This window comes from Heyndrickxia coagulans 36D1, assembly GCF_000169195.2.
Taxonomy (GTDB): Bacteria; Bacillota; Bacilli; order Bacillales; family Bacillaceae_C; genus Weizmannia; species Weizmannia faecalis.
The window spans coordinates 289993-305144 of record NC_016023.1 but is presented as its reverse complement, the minus strand read 5'-3'; the positions used below and the strand labels follow the sequence as shown (position 1 = coordinate 305144).

General features: G+C 44.6%; 14 protein-coding genes, 1 tRNA gene and 1 pseudogene. 7 read left to right on the top strand and 9 right to left on the bottom strand.

The features are described 5' to 3' along the window. Nucleotides 1-500 precede the first annotated feature (500 nt). The 3 genes from BCOA_RS18675 (at nt 501) to BCOA_RS18660 (ending at nt 4604) form a co-directional block, all read left to right on the top strand. Complete coding sequence (locus BCOA_RS18675) at nt 501-1727, top strand: MFS transporter (RefSeq protein ID WP_258435209.1); 1227 nt, start codon at nt 501-503, stop codon at nt 1725-1727. Nucleotides 1728-2222: 495 nt separating this feature from the next. Further along, a complete protein-coding gene (locus tag BCOA_RS18670) occupies nt 2223-4034 on the top strand; it encodes a M3 family oligoendopeptidase (protein WP_014095683.1) in 1812 nt (603 codons plus the stop codon). A gap of 327 nt (nt 4035-4361) precedes the next feature. After that, nucleotides 4362-4604 carry a YkuS family protein gene (locus tag BCOA_RS18660; RefSeq protein ID WP_014095682.1) on the top strand — a complete coding sequence of 81 codons (243 nt, stop codon included), beginning with the start codon at nt 4362-4364 and terminating at the stop codon, nt 4602-4604. Nucleotides 4605-4663: 59 nt separating this feature from the next. On the opposite strand, the gene BCOA_RS18655 is transcribed toward BCOA_RS18660, so the two are convergent. Next, nucleotides 4664-4873 carry a hypothetical protein gene (locus tag BCOA_RS18655; RefSeq protein ID WP_014095681.1) on the bottom strand — a complete coding sequence of 70 codons (210 nt, stop codon included), beginning with the start codon at nt 4871-4873 and terminating at the stop codon, nt 4664-4666. Nucleotides 4874-5170: 297 nt separating this feature from the next. Here BCOA_RS18655 and BCOA_RS18650 point away from each other — a divergent pair, with 297 nt between their 5' ends. Beyond that, nucleotides 5171-7162 carry an acetoacetate--CoA ligase gene (locus BCOA_RS18650; RefSeq protein ID WP_014095680.1) on the top strand — a complete coding sequence of 664 codons (1992 nt, stop codon included), beginning with the start codon at nt 5171-5173 and terminating at the stop codon, nt 7160-7162. Between the two features lie 62 nt (nt 7163-7224). On the opposite strand, the gene BCOA_RS18645 is transcribed toward BCOA_RS18650, so the two are convergent. The 3 genes from BCOA_RS18645 to BCOA_RS18635 are packed head-to-tail and all read right to left on the bottom strand — an operon-like array spanning nt 7225 to nt 8849. Beyond that, complete coding sequence (locus tag BCOA_RS18645; protein ID WP_014095679.1) at nt 7225-7764, bottom strand: chromate transporter; 540 nt, start codon at nt 7762-7764, stop codon at nt 7225-7227. After that, nucleotides 7761-8360, bottom strand: coding sequence for a chromate transporter (locus tag BCOA_RS18640; protein ID WP_014095678.1), 600 nt, complete (start codon nt 8358-8360; stop codon nt 7761-7763). The genes BCOA_RS18645 and BCOA_RS18640 overlap by 4 nt, the downstream gene beginning before the upstream one ends. Before the next feature lie 12 nt (nt 8361-8372). Beyond that, nucleotides 8373-8849, bottom strand: a complete 477-nt coding sequence (locus tag BCOA_RS18635) for an Lrp/AsnC family transcriptional regulator (RefSeq protein WP_014095677.1) — start codon at nt 8847-8849, stop codon at nt 8373-8375. 138 nt (nt 8850-8987) lie between these two features. Here BCOA_RS18635 and BCOA_RS34475 point away from each other — a divergent pair. Continuing rightward, a pseudogene (locus BCOA_RS34475) lies at nt 8988-9113 on the top strand (amidase family protein); the annotation flags it as partial. Nucleotides 9114-9481: 368 nt separating this feature from the next. On the opposite strand, the gene BCOA_RS35220 reads toward BCOA_RS34475, so the two are convergent. Next, nucleotides 9482-9622: a hypothetical protein gene (locus tag BCOA_RS35220; protein WP_014095675.1), complete on the bottom strand. Its 141-nt coding sequence runs from the start codon at nt 9620-9622 to the stop codon at nt 9482-9484. Nucleotides 9623-9709: 87 nt separating this feature from the next. On the opposite strand from BCOA_RS35220, the gene BCOA_RS18630 reads away from it, so the two are divergent. Beyond that, nucleotides 9710-10828 carry an RNA-guided endonuclease InsQ/TnpB family protein gene (locus BCOA_RS18630; protein ID WP_014095674.1) on the top strand — a complete coding sequence of 373 codons (1119 nt, stop codon included), beginning with the start codon at nt 9710-9712 and terminating at the stop codon, nt 10826-10828. On the opposite strand, the gene BCOA_RS34360 is transcribed toward BCOA_RS18630, so the two are convergent. From BCOA_RS34360 to BCOA_RS18615, 3 genes are all read right to left on the bottom strand, one after another. Next, on the bottom strand, nt 10823-11197 hold the full coding sequence (locus BCOA_RS34360) for a phage integrase SAM-like domain-containing protein (RefSeq protein WP_052301516.1): 375 nt from the start codon (nt 11195-11197) through the stop codon (nt 10823-10825). The genes BCOA_RS18630 and BCOA_RS34360 overlap by 6 nt on opposite strands. Nucleotides 11198-11332: 135 nt before the next feature. Continuing rightward, nucleotides 11333-11405: transfer RNA gene (locus BCOA_RS18620), tRNA-Val, on the bottom strand. Between the two features lie 125 nt (nt 11406-11530). Next, nucleotides 11531-12409, bottom strand: a complete 879-nt coding sequence (locus BCOA_RS18615) for a PocR ligand-binding domain-containing protein (RefSeq protein ID WP_014095672.1) — start codon at nt 12407-12409, stop codon at nt 11531-11533. Between the two features lie 325 nt (nt 12410-12734). On the opposite strand from BCOA_RS18615, the gene BCOA_RS18605 reads away from it, so the two are divergent. Further along, entirely contained in the window at nt 12735-13958 is a 1224-nt protein-coding gene (locus BCOA_RS18605) for an acetate/propionate family kinase (protein ID WP_014095671.1), read from the top strand. Nucleotides 13959-14043: 85 nt separating this feature from the next. Here BCOA_RS18605 and BCOA_RS18600 read toward each other — a convergent pair whose 3' ends face one another. After that, entirely contained in the window at nt 14044-15147 is a 1104-nt protein-coding gene (locus BCOA_RS18600; RefSeq protein WP_014095670.1) for a 5-methyltetrahydropteroyltriglutamate--homocysteine S-methyltransferase, read from the bottom strand. Nucleotides 15148-15152 lie beyond the last annotated feature (5 nt).

The following is a 15152-nucleotide window of genomic DNA, read 5'->3' as shown; positions in this document are numbered from 1 at the left end:
GTGAAGGAAGGCTTTCATTTTTCCCCGCTTCCTTAACATAGGGCTTGCTAAAATAACCAAAATTTCTAGATTTGGCAAGGATGCTGACAGCTTTGGCATAAATTGAATGCAAGAATGTTATAAAAATCCAAAGAAAAACTTGCGCTTGAAAGCAGATTTAATGTATAGAGAAGAGAATCGCATTTTCAAAGATGGATCCTTCTATATTTTAAGACAGAGCTTACTGACAAATTGGGTACAAACTTAGAATCGGATTCGTTAAAAGCAAGCCCTAAGTATGTAAAATACCCCGGAAACGGGCCCGGCCCAAAATAGCAGGCAGGACACTTGACGTTTTGAAAATATAAAACATTTCCCCGAAACCCGCTGAAAACGGCTGTTCTAATATTGAAAAATTTTCCCCAGCCTTGTAAAATGGAAAAAAGGAGTTGCAATTGAATGAAATATAAAAATAGTTCGGACTTGATCATGCGATGAAAAAAAACAATGATGTTATACGAGTGTTAAAGCATTCGCCCGACTATAGAAAGTTATTGGCAACGACTACCGTTACAGGGTTAACAACCTGGGGTTCCTTTATTTCAATGCTCGTCCTTTTAGGGAAAATAACGGATAATGGATTGCAGTTAGGGACGCTGTGGGCTATAAGCGGTTTAGTGCCGATCGCGATGAGTTTTCTATTAGGCGGGCTCATCGACAGAATGGATACCAAGAAAATCATTGTAGTATCTGAACTGCTGAAATCTCCGCTATATGCCCTTTTTATACTTGTGCCCGTGTTCGACGGTTGGGCAGCTTGGATTTTTTTCTTTGTGATCAGGTTTTTTATCGGCGTTCTCTCATCTTTGACTGCCGTTGCGAGACAAACCATTATTCCGGAAATCATGAAAGAAGAAGACTTGATCATCGCGAATTCATTGAATTTTTCTTTGACCAGTTTGATTCGCTTAATCGGTGCAGCTTCCGGCGGGGTTTTGGTAACATTGCTCAATCTAAATGTCTTCTGGATCTTAACATCTTTATCTTTTATTTACGCCGGCATCACCATGTGGACATTGAATTTACAAAATTCCAAAATAAAGCCACAGGAAAGAAACTTTCTCGGTGAACTAAAAATTGGCTTATCCGTAGTAAAAAAACAAATTTACATCAGATATGTATTGCTTTTTGCCTTAACAGGTGGCTTAGTTATCGGGTCTTTTAACCTGATGATTCAACAAATGGTAAACCATATTTATCATGTTCCCCCTATTGGCATTAGCATGTTATACGTTGCCGAAGGTTTGACTTCTGTCATTCTGGGTCTTTGGATTGCCAATAATAAAATTTTTTTCAAAAATATTCACCGGTATGGCTATAGCTATATCTTAATGGGAGTAAGCTGGGCTGTGTTTGGGCTTTCCAATAATTTGTTTGAAGGCATTGTCATTATGGTCTTCTATGCACTTGTCGGTGGATTCGTTGTCCCGTTCGAACGGCATGTGATGCAAACACATGTTGAAAGCAATCTTAGAGGGAGAGTTTTCGGGCTTTGGAATACTTGCAGCATGGTCTCCATGCAATTTGGTGCTTTTCTGACAGGGGTTATCATTCAGTATCTTGGATTGAGGTCTGTAACGCCACTTGCTGCTTTACTGGAGATCGTGCTCGGGGTGGTGTTTTTCTTTCGATTCAGAGGGAAAAAATTAACATTTACGAATCAAGAAAGCTTCTCTTCTTCATCCTAAACACCAGCCGTAAAAAATACGGAACGGACCGGTTATAAAACTGGTGTGATGGCGCACGCAATGGTGCTCAGTAAGTCCCATTAACGACAACCGGCAAAAAACTGCCGGGTGAAAAAGGGGAGGGGAAGCGGAGTAGTTAACACGTTTAATTTCAATCCCGGTTTTTAAAAGGCGAAACATTTCCCCGAAAAGGATTCGGCTCCGGCTGGATGAAAAAGGGGAGACATCAGGAAACGGGACAGTTATCATGTTTAATCTCAATTCCGATTTTTAAAAGGCGAAACACTTCCCGGAAAGGATTCGCCCCCGGCTGGATGAAAAAGGGGATACATCAGGAAGCGGAGCAGTTAACATGTTTAATTCTAATCCTGATTTTTAAAAGGCGAAACATTTCCCTGGAAAGGATTCGGTCCTGAAATTTTTTACCGAGATTGTAAATATATTGGTATTTTGGGCGGCACCCTGTAAAATGGAAGAAAGAAAGGAGTTGCAAATATGAAATATAAGAATACTTGGGATCTGGATGCCGTGATTCCGGGCGGCACAAAATCGCCGGAACTGCAGGAAAAATTGCGCGGGCTGAAAGAAGAAATCGGGCAATACAAAAGCCGGCTCGACGGATGGGCATTTTCAAAAGACCCGTCTCCGGAGCCGTTTAAGGCCATCCTGAAAAAACAGGAAGAGATCGAAAAAGGGCTCAGCCAGTCTGCGACATTTGTGCAAATGTGGCATGATGCCTACATGGATGATGACTATGCAAATGTCGTGATGGGACAAATTATGGATTTGTACAGCGAGATGCAAAAGCTCGGGACCACTTTCCAGAAAAAACTGGTGGCCATCCCGGACGAAGACTGGAAAAAGTTTTTACAGGACAAGGAATTGAGCGAAGTCTCCTTTGCCCTCAATGAAACGCGCGATGAAGGAAAACGGCTCTTGTCGGAAGAAGAGGAAAAGCTGATTGCCGACCTCAACCAGGACGGGCTGGCCGGCTGGAGCAGACTGTATGACACAGCCGTTTCGACTATGACCATCCCGTTTACGGACAAAGAAGGCAAGACGGTATCCTTATCCGTCGGCCAGGCGATGAACCGGATGTATGCCGACCCGGATCCGGAAGTGCGCAAACAGCTGTTTGAAAACTGGGAAGCGGCATGGGAAAAATATGCGCCGGTTTTTGCCGACACGCTCAACCATTTGGATGGTTACCGAATTACGCTGCAAAAAGCCCATGGCAGGAAGTCTTTTCTGGAAGAGCCGCTTGAATACAACCGGATGTCTGAAGACACGCTTCAAGCGATGTGGAAAGCCGTTTCTGAAAATAAGCAGCCGTTTGTCGACTTTCTCAATCAAAAAGCAAAAATTTTCGGGATGGAAAAACTCGGCTGGCAGGATGTTGATGCGCCGGTTGCACTCGGCGATATGAAACCGGCGCGATTTACATATGATGAAGCGTGCGATTTTGTCATCCAACATTTTGCTTCTTTCGGGCCGAAACTGTCTGCATTTGCGAAACACGCCCTTGAAAACCGCTGGGTAGAGGCGGAAGACCGGCCGAATAAACGCCCGGGCGGCTATTGTACCAGTCTGCCGGAGTTTGAAGAGTCGCGGATTTTTATGACATTTACCGGCTCCACAAACGATGCAAGCACGTTGGCGCACGAACTCGGCCACGCATTTCACAGCCATGTCATGCGCGATTTGCCGCGTTTGAACCGCGAATATGCGATGAACGTGGCCGAAACAGCGAGCACCTTTGCAGAAACGATCATCGGCAATGCGACTGTTGCCAATGCAAAGTCAAAGGAAGAAAAGGTTTCTTTATTAAATGCAAAGCTTGAAAATGCAACGGCTATGTTTTTAAACATCCATGCCCGATTCCTGTTTGAAAAAAGTTTTTACGAAGAGCGTTCAAAAGGCATTGTGTCCGAACAAAGGCTCAATGAACTGATGGAAAAGGCGCAAAAAGAAGCATATGCTGACAGCTTGTCCGGCTATCATCCGCATTTCTGGTGTAGCAAGCTCCACTTCTTTATTGACGATGTGCCGTTCTACAATTTTCCATACACATTCGGTTATTTATTCAGCCTTGGCATTTACACCGAATTTTTGAAGAATCCAGATGGCTTTGAAGACAAATATATTGCCCTTTTGCGCGATACCGGCCGGATGAAGGTGGAAGATCTTGCCAAAAAACATCTTGGCGTTGATCTGACAAAACCGGACTTCTGGGCAGCCGGCATTAACCTTATGGCAGAAGATGCCCGCGAATTTATCCGACTTTCGGACGAATTGCTCGGCAAGTAAAGGCGCACGCCAAAAAAGCCGCACAGTAGGCAAAACTGTGCGGCTTTTCAATACGGGGCATGATGAATGTATTCAAAAATGCGGAGAGGATTTTTAAATATACAAATGAAAAGCGGAAGAACACAAAAATATTTTTGCTGCCGCCGCACGGGAATTGACGTGTGCCAAAAAGATATCGGCTATTTCAGTAAAACCGGGAGACATGATACAGAAATCAACCGGATTCTCAGCACCACTAAAAAATAAAAAGCATCCGTCTGCGGCCGGGGAAAAAACATGTTTTTTCTAAAATCAGATGGGTACGATAAAAAGAGGGAGGTGTTAACCATGGCTGTAATAATCGGTGTAGAAGAGGCTTTGACAAATGTCCAGGAAGCGCTGCGCGATAAAGGATATGAAGTGAAAACCATTAAGAACGAACAAGATGTACAAGGTTGTGACTGCTGTGTTGTAACCGGCAGCGAGATGAACGCAATGGGGATCAATGACACGATGACAAAGGCGCCTGTCATTGATGCAAAAGGCATGTCTGCTGAAGATATTGTAAAAGAAGTGGCGAGCAGAATGTAAAAGGCCGGGGGTATCCCGGCCTTTTACATTTGCAAAAAGCGCCCATTTCCCGGCACTTTTTATTTTTTATTGTTTTGCGATCCGCCCGTCACATTGTTGACTGCATTTGAAGTCGCATCCATAGCGTTCATCGCCACATCTTCTGTCGTTTCCAGCCCTTTATGGACAGCATGAAAAGCGGCACCTGCCGTATTTTTTACATCTTCCGCAATATTATTTTTGTTTTGCTGGCTGTTGTTCTTTTGGTTGTTATTCTTCTGGTTTCCCACAAAATCACCTCCTCGTACAGCCAATAGCATATGTATCCGGGAAAGTTTTATACGGCCGCCTGCCCAAATGATGGTTCTGCAACGGAACTGGAGAAACATAACGGGACGAAAAAAGCGCCAAGAACATAGCTGCTATTTGACATTTTGTATGATCCAAGAAGAGGCAAGAAGCGTGCAGGGCCTTCCCCCATTTTCCATGAAACGCCTTTTCATTCGTTGACGAAATATTTCATGTCTTGGTAAAATAGTAAAAGATAACGCTTACAAAATACATCACGCAGATGGGGAGGAACTCGAGTGAAGACGGTCACAGAAGGGGCATTATTATGGCAGCCGTCAAGGGAGCGGATTGAAAAAGCAGGGGTTACCCGTTACCGTAAATGGTTGGAAAAAGAATACGGTTTAACATTTCAGCACCACCAGGATCTTTGGAAATGGTCCGTGGATCAGCTGGAACCGTTTTGGAAAAGCATTTGGGAATACTGTGGTGTCATATCCCATACGCCGTATGAACAAGTCTTGAAATCGAGGACAATGCCTGGCGCCGAATGGTTCACCGGGTCTACGCTCAACTACGCCGAGCACGTTTTCCGAAACAGCAGAAAGCATAAGCCTGCGCTCATTTTCCAATCGGAAACCGTCCGCCAAAGGGAAGTCAGCTGGCAGGAACTGAAGGAAAAAACAGCAAAGACGGCGCAGTACCTGAAAAAACTTGGCGTCCAAAAAGGAGACCGGGTGGTGGCATATATGCCAAGTATGCCGGAAACGGTGATCGCTTTCCTAGCATGTGCCTCCATTGGCGCGGTCTGGTCATCGTGTTCCCCGGACTTTGGCAATGAGAGCGTCATTGAGCGGTTTAAACAAATCGAACCGGCTGTTTTATTTGCGGTTGACGGCTATTCCTATAACGGCAGGATTTTTGAAAAACGAAAAAACATCACGGAACTGCAGGCGTCACTTCCAACGTTAAAGAAAACGATCGTGGTGCCTTATATGGATTTTGGAGAGATAAAACCGGACAGCAGCACGGTCTCCTTTAAGGAAGTGCTGAAAGAAGAAGCTAAACTCGCGTTTGAACCTGTACCGTTTGATCACCCGCTGTGGATTTTATTTTCATCCGGCACAACCGGCCTGCCGAAACCGATCGTCCAGGGACAGGGCGGCATCCTTTTGGAACACTTGAAAATTTTAAAAGTCGAACAAGGGGTGGAGCCGGATGATGTGTATTTTTGGTTCACCACAACCGGCTGGATGATGTGGAATCTTGTAATCGGCAACTTGCTGGCCGGGGTTACGGTTGTCCTGTACGATGGCAGCCCGGCATACCCAACTATGGATGCATTATGGGACTTGGCTGAAAAAACCGGCATGACCCACTTCGGTACAAGTGCCGGGTACATTAGTGTGTGCATGAAATCCGGCATCAAGCCGAAGGAAAAACACGATTTATCCCATCTCAAGGCAATTTTGTCAACGGGATCCCCGCTTACGGCGGAAGGTTTCATTTGGTGTTATGAAAATGTCAAAGAGGATTTATGGGTCGTTTCGACAAGCGGGGGGACGGACCTTTGCACCGCATTTGTCGGCGGCTCGCCTGTTTTGCCGGTTCATGCCGGCGAAATTCAGACGCGCGGGCTGGGTGCAAATATTCAGGCATTTGACGAGGAAGGCAAACCGGTTGTGAATGAAGTCGGGGAACTGGTAATTTGCGATCCGATGCCGTCAATGCCGCTGTATTTTTGGGGGGATGAAGGCAACAAACGTTACTTTGAAAGTTATTTTGATGTCTATCCTGGGGTATGGCGGCACGGGGACTGGATCAAAATCGACGAAAAAGGCAGCTGTGTCATTTACGGCCGCTCCGATTCCACAATTAACCGCCAAGGCGTTCGCATGGGCACGAGCGAAATTTACCGGGCGGTCGAAGGCATTGATGAAATTATCGAGAGCCTTGTCATCGACCTTGAACATCTCGGCAGGCAATCGTTCATGCCGCTATTTGTCGTCCTGAAGCAGGGCCGGCATTTGGATGATACGTTAAAAAACCGCATCAAAACCGAAATCCGGGCGAAAGTTTCGCCACGCTTTGTCCCGGATGAAATTTATGAAGTTGAACAAATCCCAAAAACATTGAGCGGAAAGAAACTGGAAGTCCCGATCCGTAAAATTTTGCTCGGCTTCCCGGTCGATAAAGTGGTGAACAGGGGTTCAATGGCCAATCCAGAAGCACTTGACTTCTTTATTGAACTCGCCCAAACGCTAAACGATCAGAAAACTGAAACAAAGTAAAAACCAGGATGCCTGCTTCATCAGGCATCCTGGTTTTTTTGGCGCATCTTCTCCTTATCCCGTTACACAATATGCTGAAGCACGATGCCACCATAGAGAAATGCCGCGCAAATCACAAGGGCGGGGTGGATCTTCCGGATATGCATGGCCCAGAAAGCGACGACGGCGATGCCAAGCGACTGCCAGATGCCGATCTGGCCGAAGGAACTTTTTGCCATCTGCCATGTCAGCACAACCATCATGATGGTAATGACCGGCTGCACAAGCAGAGACATCCCTTTCACAACCGGAGACTGGCGGTATTTGTGCAATACTTTCAGCAACACAATCAATGCAACGGCAGACGGCAATATCGTTCCGGCAAGAGCCGCTAACAGTCCTGTCCACCCGCCCGCTCCATAGCCGACGAATGCGGCAATTTTTGTCGCGATCGGGCCTGGGAGTGCATTGCCGAGTGCCAGCATATTGGAAAATTCGCTGTCGTTCAGCCATCCGTAATGCGTCACAATTTCATGGTACATCAATGGAATGGAGGAAGGCCCCCCGCCGTAGCCAAGGATATTTGCAATGAAAAAACCGAGCATCAATTGGAACCAGATCATCCCGCTTCATCCCTTTTCTTCTTTTTTTCATCTCTCCTCCATTTTGCAACGAGTCGAAAGTGGATGCTTCCGTACGCAAGAAAAATCAGAATGACAATAGCCGGATGGAGATGGATCGTTTCAAGCAGGAGAAAGGAAATAACAAACATCGCGATTCCGAAAACCTTCCCAAGGCCCTTGACCGTTTTTTCCCCGAAATCGTAAGCCATCTGGCCAAGCATAACGGCAACAACCGGCATGACCCCTGCGATCATTCCGGCCACAATCTTTGAATGGCTTAATACCGATACAAGCGACAGCAACGCAATCATGGCGATGCTGCTCGGAAGAATATGGAATAAAATGGCGAACACGGCGCCGGTTGTCTTTTTCAACTTGTAACCGAGGTAAGCGGCCATTTTTGTTGCAATCGGGCCGGGGAGCGCGTTTGCGATTGCCAATGTTTCCCCGAATTCGTCGTCATCCAGCCATTTGTACCTTGTCACCGCCTCATACCGGAAAAGCGGCATGACAGACGGGCCGCCGCCATAGCCGAGAATGCCGGTCCTAAGCATCGCCATGGCAAGCTGGGCATAAGCATTTTGCTGTTTTTCCATAGTGCAACCCCCTTACAGTTTCATTCCTATCCGGCTTTTATAACGTTTGAGTAAAATCTGGCAATCGACGCTCATAATGCCGGGCAGCGGATATAACCGTTCTTTAAGAAACAGTTCCATTTCCTCGTTGTCTTTAAATAAGCCGTGCATATGAAGTTTGCTGGGGCCTGACATATGATAAAGGCTTGAAACCGCCGGATCTTTGGCCAATGTTTCGGCCACTTCCTGTAAATGTTTCGGCTCTACTTCAACATTAAAAAAAGCGGACTGGTGAAGGCCGATTTTTTCAGGGTTCACGACAGCGGTAAAACATTTAATCACACCATTTTCAACGAGGGAATGGACGCGTGATTGTACAGCCACACGGGAAAGTTTGACTTCTTTTGCCAAATCTGTAAACGAAATTCTGCCATTTCCGTTTAAAAGCTGGATGATTTGGCGGTCAATTTCATCCAGCTGAACGGCAGCACCATCATATTGCCTGGGCATAGACCCCTCTCCTTTATTTCAAAATGTAAGCAAATCCTTATCTATAAGTATCTATATGTATTAATATACTGAAACTGCGAACGAAATACAATCCATTTTACAAAATGAATAACAAAATGAAAAAAGCCGTTTTGAAAGGGAGAAAATGTTCACTAAGGCACTCCGGCCAATCCTGTTCTGAAAGATCGTATTCCCGGAGGATCATCCAGCGGTTCCGCAGCCGCTGCAGCAGCCGGGTGCACAGATTTTGCAATTGGGACAGACCCAGTACATAGTCGCGGAAGTCTGTGAATCTCCTTTTATTCGGAACGTCAAACGCTTCATTTCTTCCGGTGTTAAGATTGTGATTTTTTCCTGCGGCTCCGGTACGTTAGTAACGCCGTGGGTCGGGTTGGTGTCGAGTAAACCTTCGCTGACAAGGCAGCGGAAGAACACTCGAAGCGTTTTCAACCGTGTGTTTATCGAGCTAGGCGAAAGCCCTGCTGTTTGTTGTGCTTCCGTCTTGAACCGGTGGCCTTCGTATTTAATTTTAACGGCTTTCCGAAAGAAGTCTCCCATCCTCAAGGAATGTGAAGGTGCGAATAGCACCAATGAGTAGGTGGGAGATGAATTTCGGTTGGCTTTAGCCAAAGTTATTTTTCCAATCCTTTTCTCAACAATTCTAAGATTGCGCCTGTTCTAGTTGGAATCCCATTTTCTTTTTGATATTGCTCCAATTTTTCTAATATCGTCTTAGGCATACGAATTTCTACACGTTCTTTCTCTTCTCTCATGATTATCACCTCATATTGATTGTACGGATTTTTTACAGTATAATCAATATATACGAAATTTTTCCGCACAAAGTGAGGTGAATTGATATGGCCAAGCAAAACAAAGCTTTCAAGTTTCGTTTGTTACCAAACAAAGAACAATCCGCATTATTAGCTAAGACATTTGGTTGTGTTCGCTTTGTCTACAATAAGATGTTAGCTGAACGCAAAGAAACGTATGAAAAGTTCAAGGATGATAAAGAATTGCTTAAAAAGCAAAAGTTTCCGACTCCTGCAAAATATAAAAGTGAATTTCCATTCCTAAAAGAAGTGGATTCTTTAGCTTTGGCAAATGCACAAATGAACTTACAGACTGCTTATAAGAATTTCTTTGAAGGAAACGCGGATTTTCCAAAGTTCAAAAATCGTAAAGCAAAACAATCCTATACAACTAATATGGTCAACGGAAATATTAAGCTAGAAAATGGTCATATCAAACTGCCAAAAATCAAAAAGCCAATAAAAATGAAACAGCATAGAGAGATACCTGCTGATTATAAAATCAAATCTTGCACTATTTCTAAAACAAAGACAGGCAAGTACTACATTTCAATTTTGACAGAATATGAGAAAGATATTCGTCCAGTTAAAATACAGAAAGTTGTTGGTTTGGATTTTGCTATGGATGGTCTATATGTCGAGAGTGAACAGGGTAAGAAAGCCAATTACCCACGTTACTATCGGCAAGCCTTAGATAAATTAGCAAAAGCACAACGAATTCTTTCTCGAAGAAAGAAAGGTTCTGCACGTTGGAACAAGCAACGACTAGTAGTGGCTAAGTTACATGAGAAAGTGGCGAACCAACGCATGAATTTTCTTCATCATAAGTCAAAAGAATTAGCTTCTAACTTTGATGCTGTCGTGATTGAGGACTTGAACATGAAAGGGATGTCTCAAGCCCTTCACTTTGGGAAAAGCGTTCATGATAACGGCTGGGGGATGTTCAATACTTTCTTAGCGTATAAGCTAAAAGAACAGGGGAAACAACTTGTGAAAATTGATAAGTGGTTTCCCTCCACTAAGAAGTGTTCATGTTGCGGCAAGGAAAAAGAAATGCCATTATCTGAACGTGTATATAAATGTTCTTGCGGCTTTGTATTAGATCGCGATCACAATTCAGCAATCAATATCAAAAATGAGGGATTACGCTTATTAGCGTTATCATAAGTAACAAAACTCTTGGAACAAGAGGGTTAGCTCGGTCAGTTTTCGTTGGCTAGTAAAAGCAACGATAAGTCGAGAAGCCCCCACTTCAATCAAACCGTAAGGTTGATAAGTGGAGGGTAGTTCACTGACTTCCGTTTGCATGTAACGGATATAGTCGCGTATGGTATTACGGGTGATATCGGTAATGTTACGAGGAATACCGCGTTTGTCCAAAAAAACAGCAAAATATTGGTAATTCTCGCGGTATTGTTTTAACGTGCCAGGCGCGCGGCCTTCCGCAGTTTTAATCGTGTAGAAAATTTCGAACAGGTTATCGAGGTTTGTTGCCATCTTGCGATCATCTGTTTTGCGGTTATTTTTACGCATCAAAAACACGCCTCCTAAATGAAGCGTGTAACATACCGGGTGACGGTAACCGTAACCGTTCGGACAAGTCACCGACTATGTCAGCGGTCATGAAAAAAGCGCCAAACCGTTGATACGTACGGATTGACGCTAGCAGGATGATTCCGACTGGTCTCGAACCAGCGACCTCCACCCTGTCAAGGTGGCGCTCTCCCAGCTGAGCTACGGAATCATATTCATCTCTGTCGGACAATATTTAGTATATAAGGAACGGGGTGCCTTGTCAATCAGTTTTTTTAAAAAAAGAATAGAAATCCTATCTCGAAAAAATGGGATTCTCCTTCATGCCGCGCACGGTCATCCTTTTTTACGGGACATCGCCCTGTAGCTGGTCGGGGTGGTTTGGTAATACCTTTTGAACACTTTACTGAAATAACTGATCTCCCGAAAACCCAGGCTGTGCGCAATATAAGAAACCGGCAAGTCATCGTTGGCAAGCATGTCTTTCGCTAGATTCATTTTTTGACGGTTGACAAAAGAAACAAAAGTTTCGCCGGTTTCCTTTTTGAAAAGTTTGCTGAAATAGTATGGGCTTAAATACACATGGCCGGCGACTTCTTCCAAAGTGACAGGCTGGTGAATGTGTTTCTGTATATATTGAAGGGCTTGCTTTATTTCTTTTTTGGAGCTGGCATGTTTTTTCACTTGAGCGGTTGATTCCTTCGCCGGTTTTGCTTCTTCATTTAAAACGGAAGACAAATAGTATTCTGACAAAGTACCCAGCACTTCGGCAGAAGCAGATAATTTTTCTAAAGAAAAAACCGGAAGTTTGCTATAGGCGGCCGCAAAATCACGGTGGGAAGACAGATCAAGCGGTTGTTGCTGCAAAAAATCTTTCACTTGAGTTTCATCGTCTTCCAGGCGCACCTGACCGCCAATGATAAAACCATAAAGCGTGTTTTCCCGGCTTTTTACCGGTACCGCAAAATCCGCGAGGCCAGCATGGCACCTGTAAATGCAGGGTTGCCCGTTTTTCATTGTTTCAAAACCGCCGAATTTCGCACATGTTTGGCAGTGTTTCCGGAGATGCGGAACTTGCCGGATGATTTGACAGACAGGCGGGAATTGATCATCATCAGAAATTTCTTTTCCGTCAATATCCACATAAACCGCTGTGAGCCCGGTCGCAGAAGAAAACATTTCCATTACTTTTTCAATTTGTTGTTTGTTTTCCATTTCACAAAGCCCCCGTTTTCAAAAAGCAATCGTTAAAGCGATTACAAAATCTTGTTCAAAGCTGAACAAAAAAAATACAAATGAATCTTTTACCATGCAAAAAGGCGGGAAAGCGCAAACATTGATTTCTAACCTCATTATAAATGAAAGCGCAACAAAAAAATATCATTTTCTCTATTTTTAGCTGAATTTGACGCCGGAATAGGCAAATTTGTTACAAAGCGTTTCTTTATACTTGTATTATAAGGAAATGCATATAGTTATTTGTGAAAGAGATCACATAAAATGTTGCGGATAAGATTGTTATCTTTCGGAGGGATATAAAATGAAAAAAATAATGGCCATTAATGCAGGCAGTTCTTCATTAAAATTTAAAGTTTTCAATATGCCGGATGAAAGTATTTTAATTGGAGGGGTGTTTGAACGAATCGGATTCGACGCCCCTGAAGTTTCATATAAAATCAACGGTTTCCGCCAAAAAGAAAAACCGCCGATTCACGATCACCGTGACGCTGCGGATTATTTGATTGAAATTCTTTTAAAAAACCATATTGTCGATGATTTAAATGAAATTTCAGCTGTCGGACATCGGATCACACATGGGGGTTCAGACTTTTCGGATTCTGCCGTACTCGACCGTATAGTGATTCAAAAAATTGAAAATTTATGCGAATTGGCGCCTTTGCATAATCCGGCTGGGTTACTCGGAATCAGGACTTTTATGAAAAGGCTTCCTAAAGCATGTGCTGTAGCCGTGTTCGATACCTCTTTCCATCAAACACTTGCACCTGAAACATATTTGTATCCGGTGCCTTTGAAATTATACAATGAATATCATATCCGGAAATATGGCTTCCATGGAACCAATCATCAGTATGTTGCCAATGAAGCAGCCCTGCTTCTTGAAAAACCATTGAAAGACTTGAAAATCATTTCCTGCCATTTAGGAAACGGTTCCAGTATTTGTGCAATTCAAGGCGGAAAATCTGTCAATACTTCAATGGGCTTTACCCCGCTGGCCGGATTGATGATGGGAACACGTTCCGGCACGGTTGATCCTTCCATCATTCCATTTATCATGAAAAAAACAGGGCAGACCATTGATGAAGTGATGGATATGATCAATAAAGAGTCCGGCTTGCTCGGTATTTCCGGGATTTCGAATGATTTCCGTGACGTGGAGCTGGCAGCAAAAGCTCATAATGAACAAGCGGAATTGGCAATCAAAATGTTTGTGAATCGTGTGACAGAATGTGTTGGCGGTTATGTTGCATTGATGGGCGGTGTGGATGCCATTGTGTTCACGGCAGGGATTGGGGAACATTCTGCCTCCGTCCGGCAAGCGGTTGTTTCCAATTTAGCCTATCTTGGGGCAAAATTGGATTTCAGGTCAAACGAAGAAAACGGGCCGTATATTCATACCCCTGATTCAAAAGTGTCTTTACTGGTCATTCCGGCAAACGAAGAATTGATGATTGCACGGGATACCTGGCGCTTAAGTGAAGGGCAAGCCGCGCGTTTGTCCGAAAAACAAACAGTGAGAGTCTGAAAAAGCGGCGATTTAAAAAAGGACGATGCGGTAAAACGATCGGCGCATCGTCCTTTTTGCTGGAAAACAGAACGGGACTTGCCGGCTATCCCCAAACTTCCCCGGCAATCTTTACCACGTGTGATAGTTTTGCCCATTGTTCTTCCTCAGTAAGCAGATTGCCTTCTTCTGTGGAAGCGAAACCGCATTGCGGACTGAGGCAAAGCTGTTCAAGCGGGACATACTTGGAGGCTTCGTCAATTCTGCGCTTCACATCGTCCGCATTTTCGAGCTCGCCGAATTTGGAAGTGACAAGGCCGAGCACAATTTGCAGGTCTTTCCTTTGTACATGGCGCAAGGGTTCGAATCCGCCGGCGCGGTCACTGTCATATTCCAGGAAAAAGCCGTCGATATTGAGGCCGTTAAATAGCGTTTCGGCGACCGGTTCATAGCCGCCAGAAGCAATCCATGTCGAGCGGAAATTACCCCGGCAAATGTGCATCGTAACTGTCAAATCTTCGGGTCGTTCGCTGACTGCTTCATTGATGGTGCGTGCATAAAGTTTTTCCAGATGGTCCGGATTCAGCCCGCGGGCTTTCAGCTGTTCCTTCTGTTCATCGGAGCAAAGGTATGCCCATGCTGTATCATCGAGCTGCAAATAGCGGCAGCCGGCATCGTAAAAAGCGGCAATCGCTTTTTTATAAGCTTTTCCAAGATCGTGGAAAAACAAATCTTCATCCGCCTGGTAACGCCCGTATGCAATCTTGCCGCGGAAATGCAGCATGCTAGGACTTGGAATGGTCATTTTAGGCGTGTGGTCCCCGGCAATGCTATGTAAAAATTTATAATCATCAATCATCGGATGGCCGGAAAAATCCAGATCTCCGATTATCCGGATGGAATGCGATTTAGTCTGCTTTTCTTTAAATTGGATGCCGCCCCCGGATTCGTATCCTTGCACACCAGTAAGATTTTCGAGAAAATCAAAATGCCAGTAAGCCCGTCGGAATTCTCCGTCCGTTACAGACTGCAGGCCGATTTCTTTCTGCTTTTCCACAATCCTTTTGATTTCCTCATTTTCTAATTCACGCAGCGCCTCTTTTGGGATTTCGCCTGATTCTTGCCGGCGGCGGGCTTGTTTCAACTTTTCCGGCCTGAGCAGACTCCCGACATGATCGGCGCGGAATGGCGGTGTTGTCTTTTTAGCCAATTGTA

Excerpts from the sequence above, each read along its gene's own strand:
- BCOA_RS18670 (WP_014095683.1), top strand. The coding sequence starts at position 2,223 with ATGAAATATAAGAATACTTGGGATCTGGATGCCGTGATTCCGGGCGGC.
- BCOA_RS18660 (WP_014095682.1), top strand. The coding sequence starts at position 4,362 with ATGGCTGTAATAATCGGTGTAGAAGAGGCTTTGACAAATGTCCAGGAA.
- BCOA_RS18645 (WP_014095679.1), bottom strand. The coding sequence starts at position 7,764 with ATGATCTGGTTCCAATTGATGCTCGGTTTTTTCATTGCAAATATCCTT.
- BCOA_RS18640 (WP_014095678.1), bottom strand. The coding sequence starts at position 8,360 with ATGGAAAAACAGCAAAATGCTTATGCCCAGCTTGCCATGGCGATGCTT.
- BCOA_RS18635 (WP_014095677.1), bottom strand. The coding sequence starts at position 8,849 with ATGCCCAGGCAATATGATGGTGCTGCCGTTCAGCTGGATGAAATTGAC.
- BCOA_RS35220 (WP_014095675.1), bottom strand. The coding sequence starts at position 9,622 with ATGAGAGAAGAGAAAGAACGTGTAGAAATTCGTATGCCTAAGACGATA.
- BCOA_RS18630 (WP_014095674.1), top strand. The coding sequence starts at position 9,710 with ATGGCCAAGCAAAACAAAGCTTTCAAGTTTCGTTTGTTACCAAACAAA.
- BCOA_RS18615 (WP_014095672.1), bottom strand. The coding sequence starts at position 12,409 with ATGGAAAACAAACAACAAATTGAAAAAGTAATGGAAATGTTTTCTTCT.
- BCOA_RS18605 (WP_014095671.1), top strand. The coding sequence starts at position 12,735 with ATGAAAAAAATAATGGCCATTAATGCAGGCAGTTCTTCATTAAAATTT.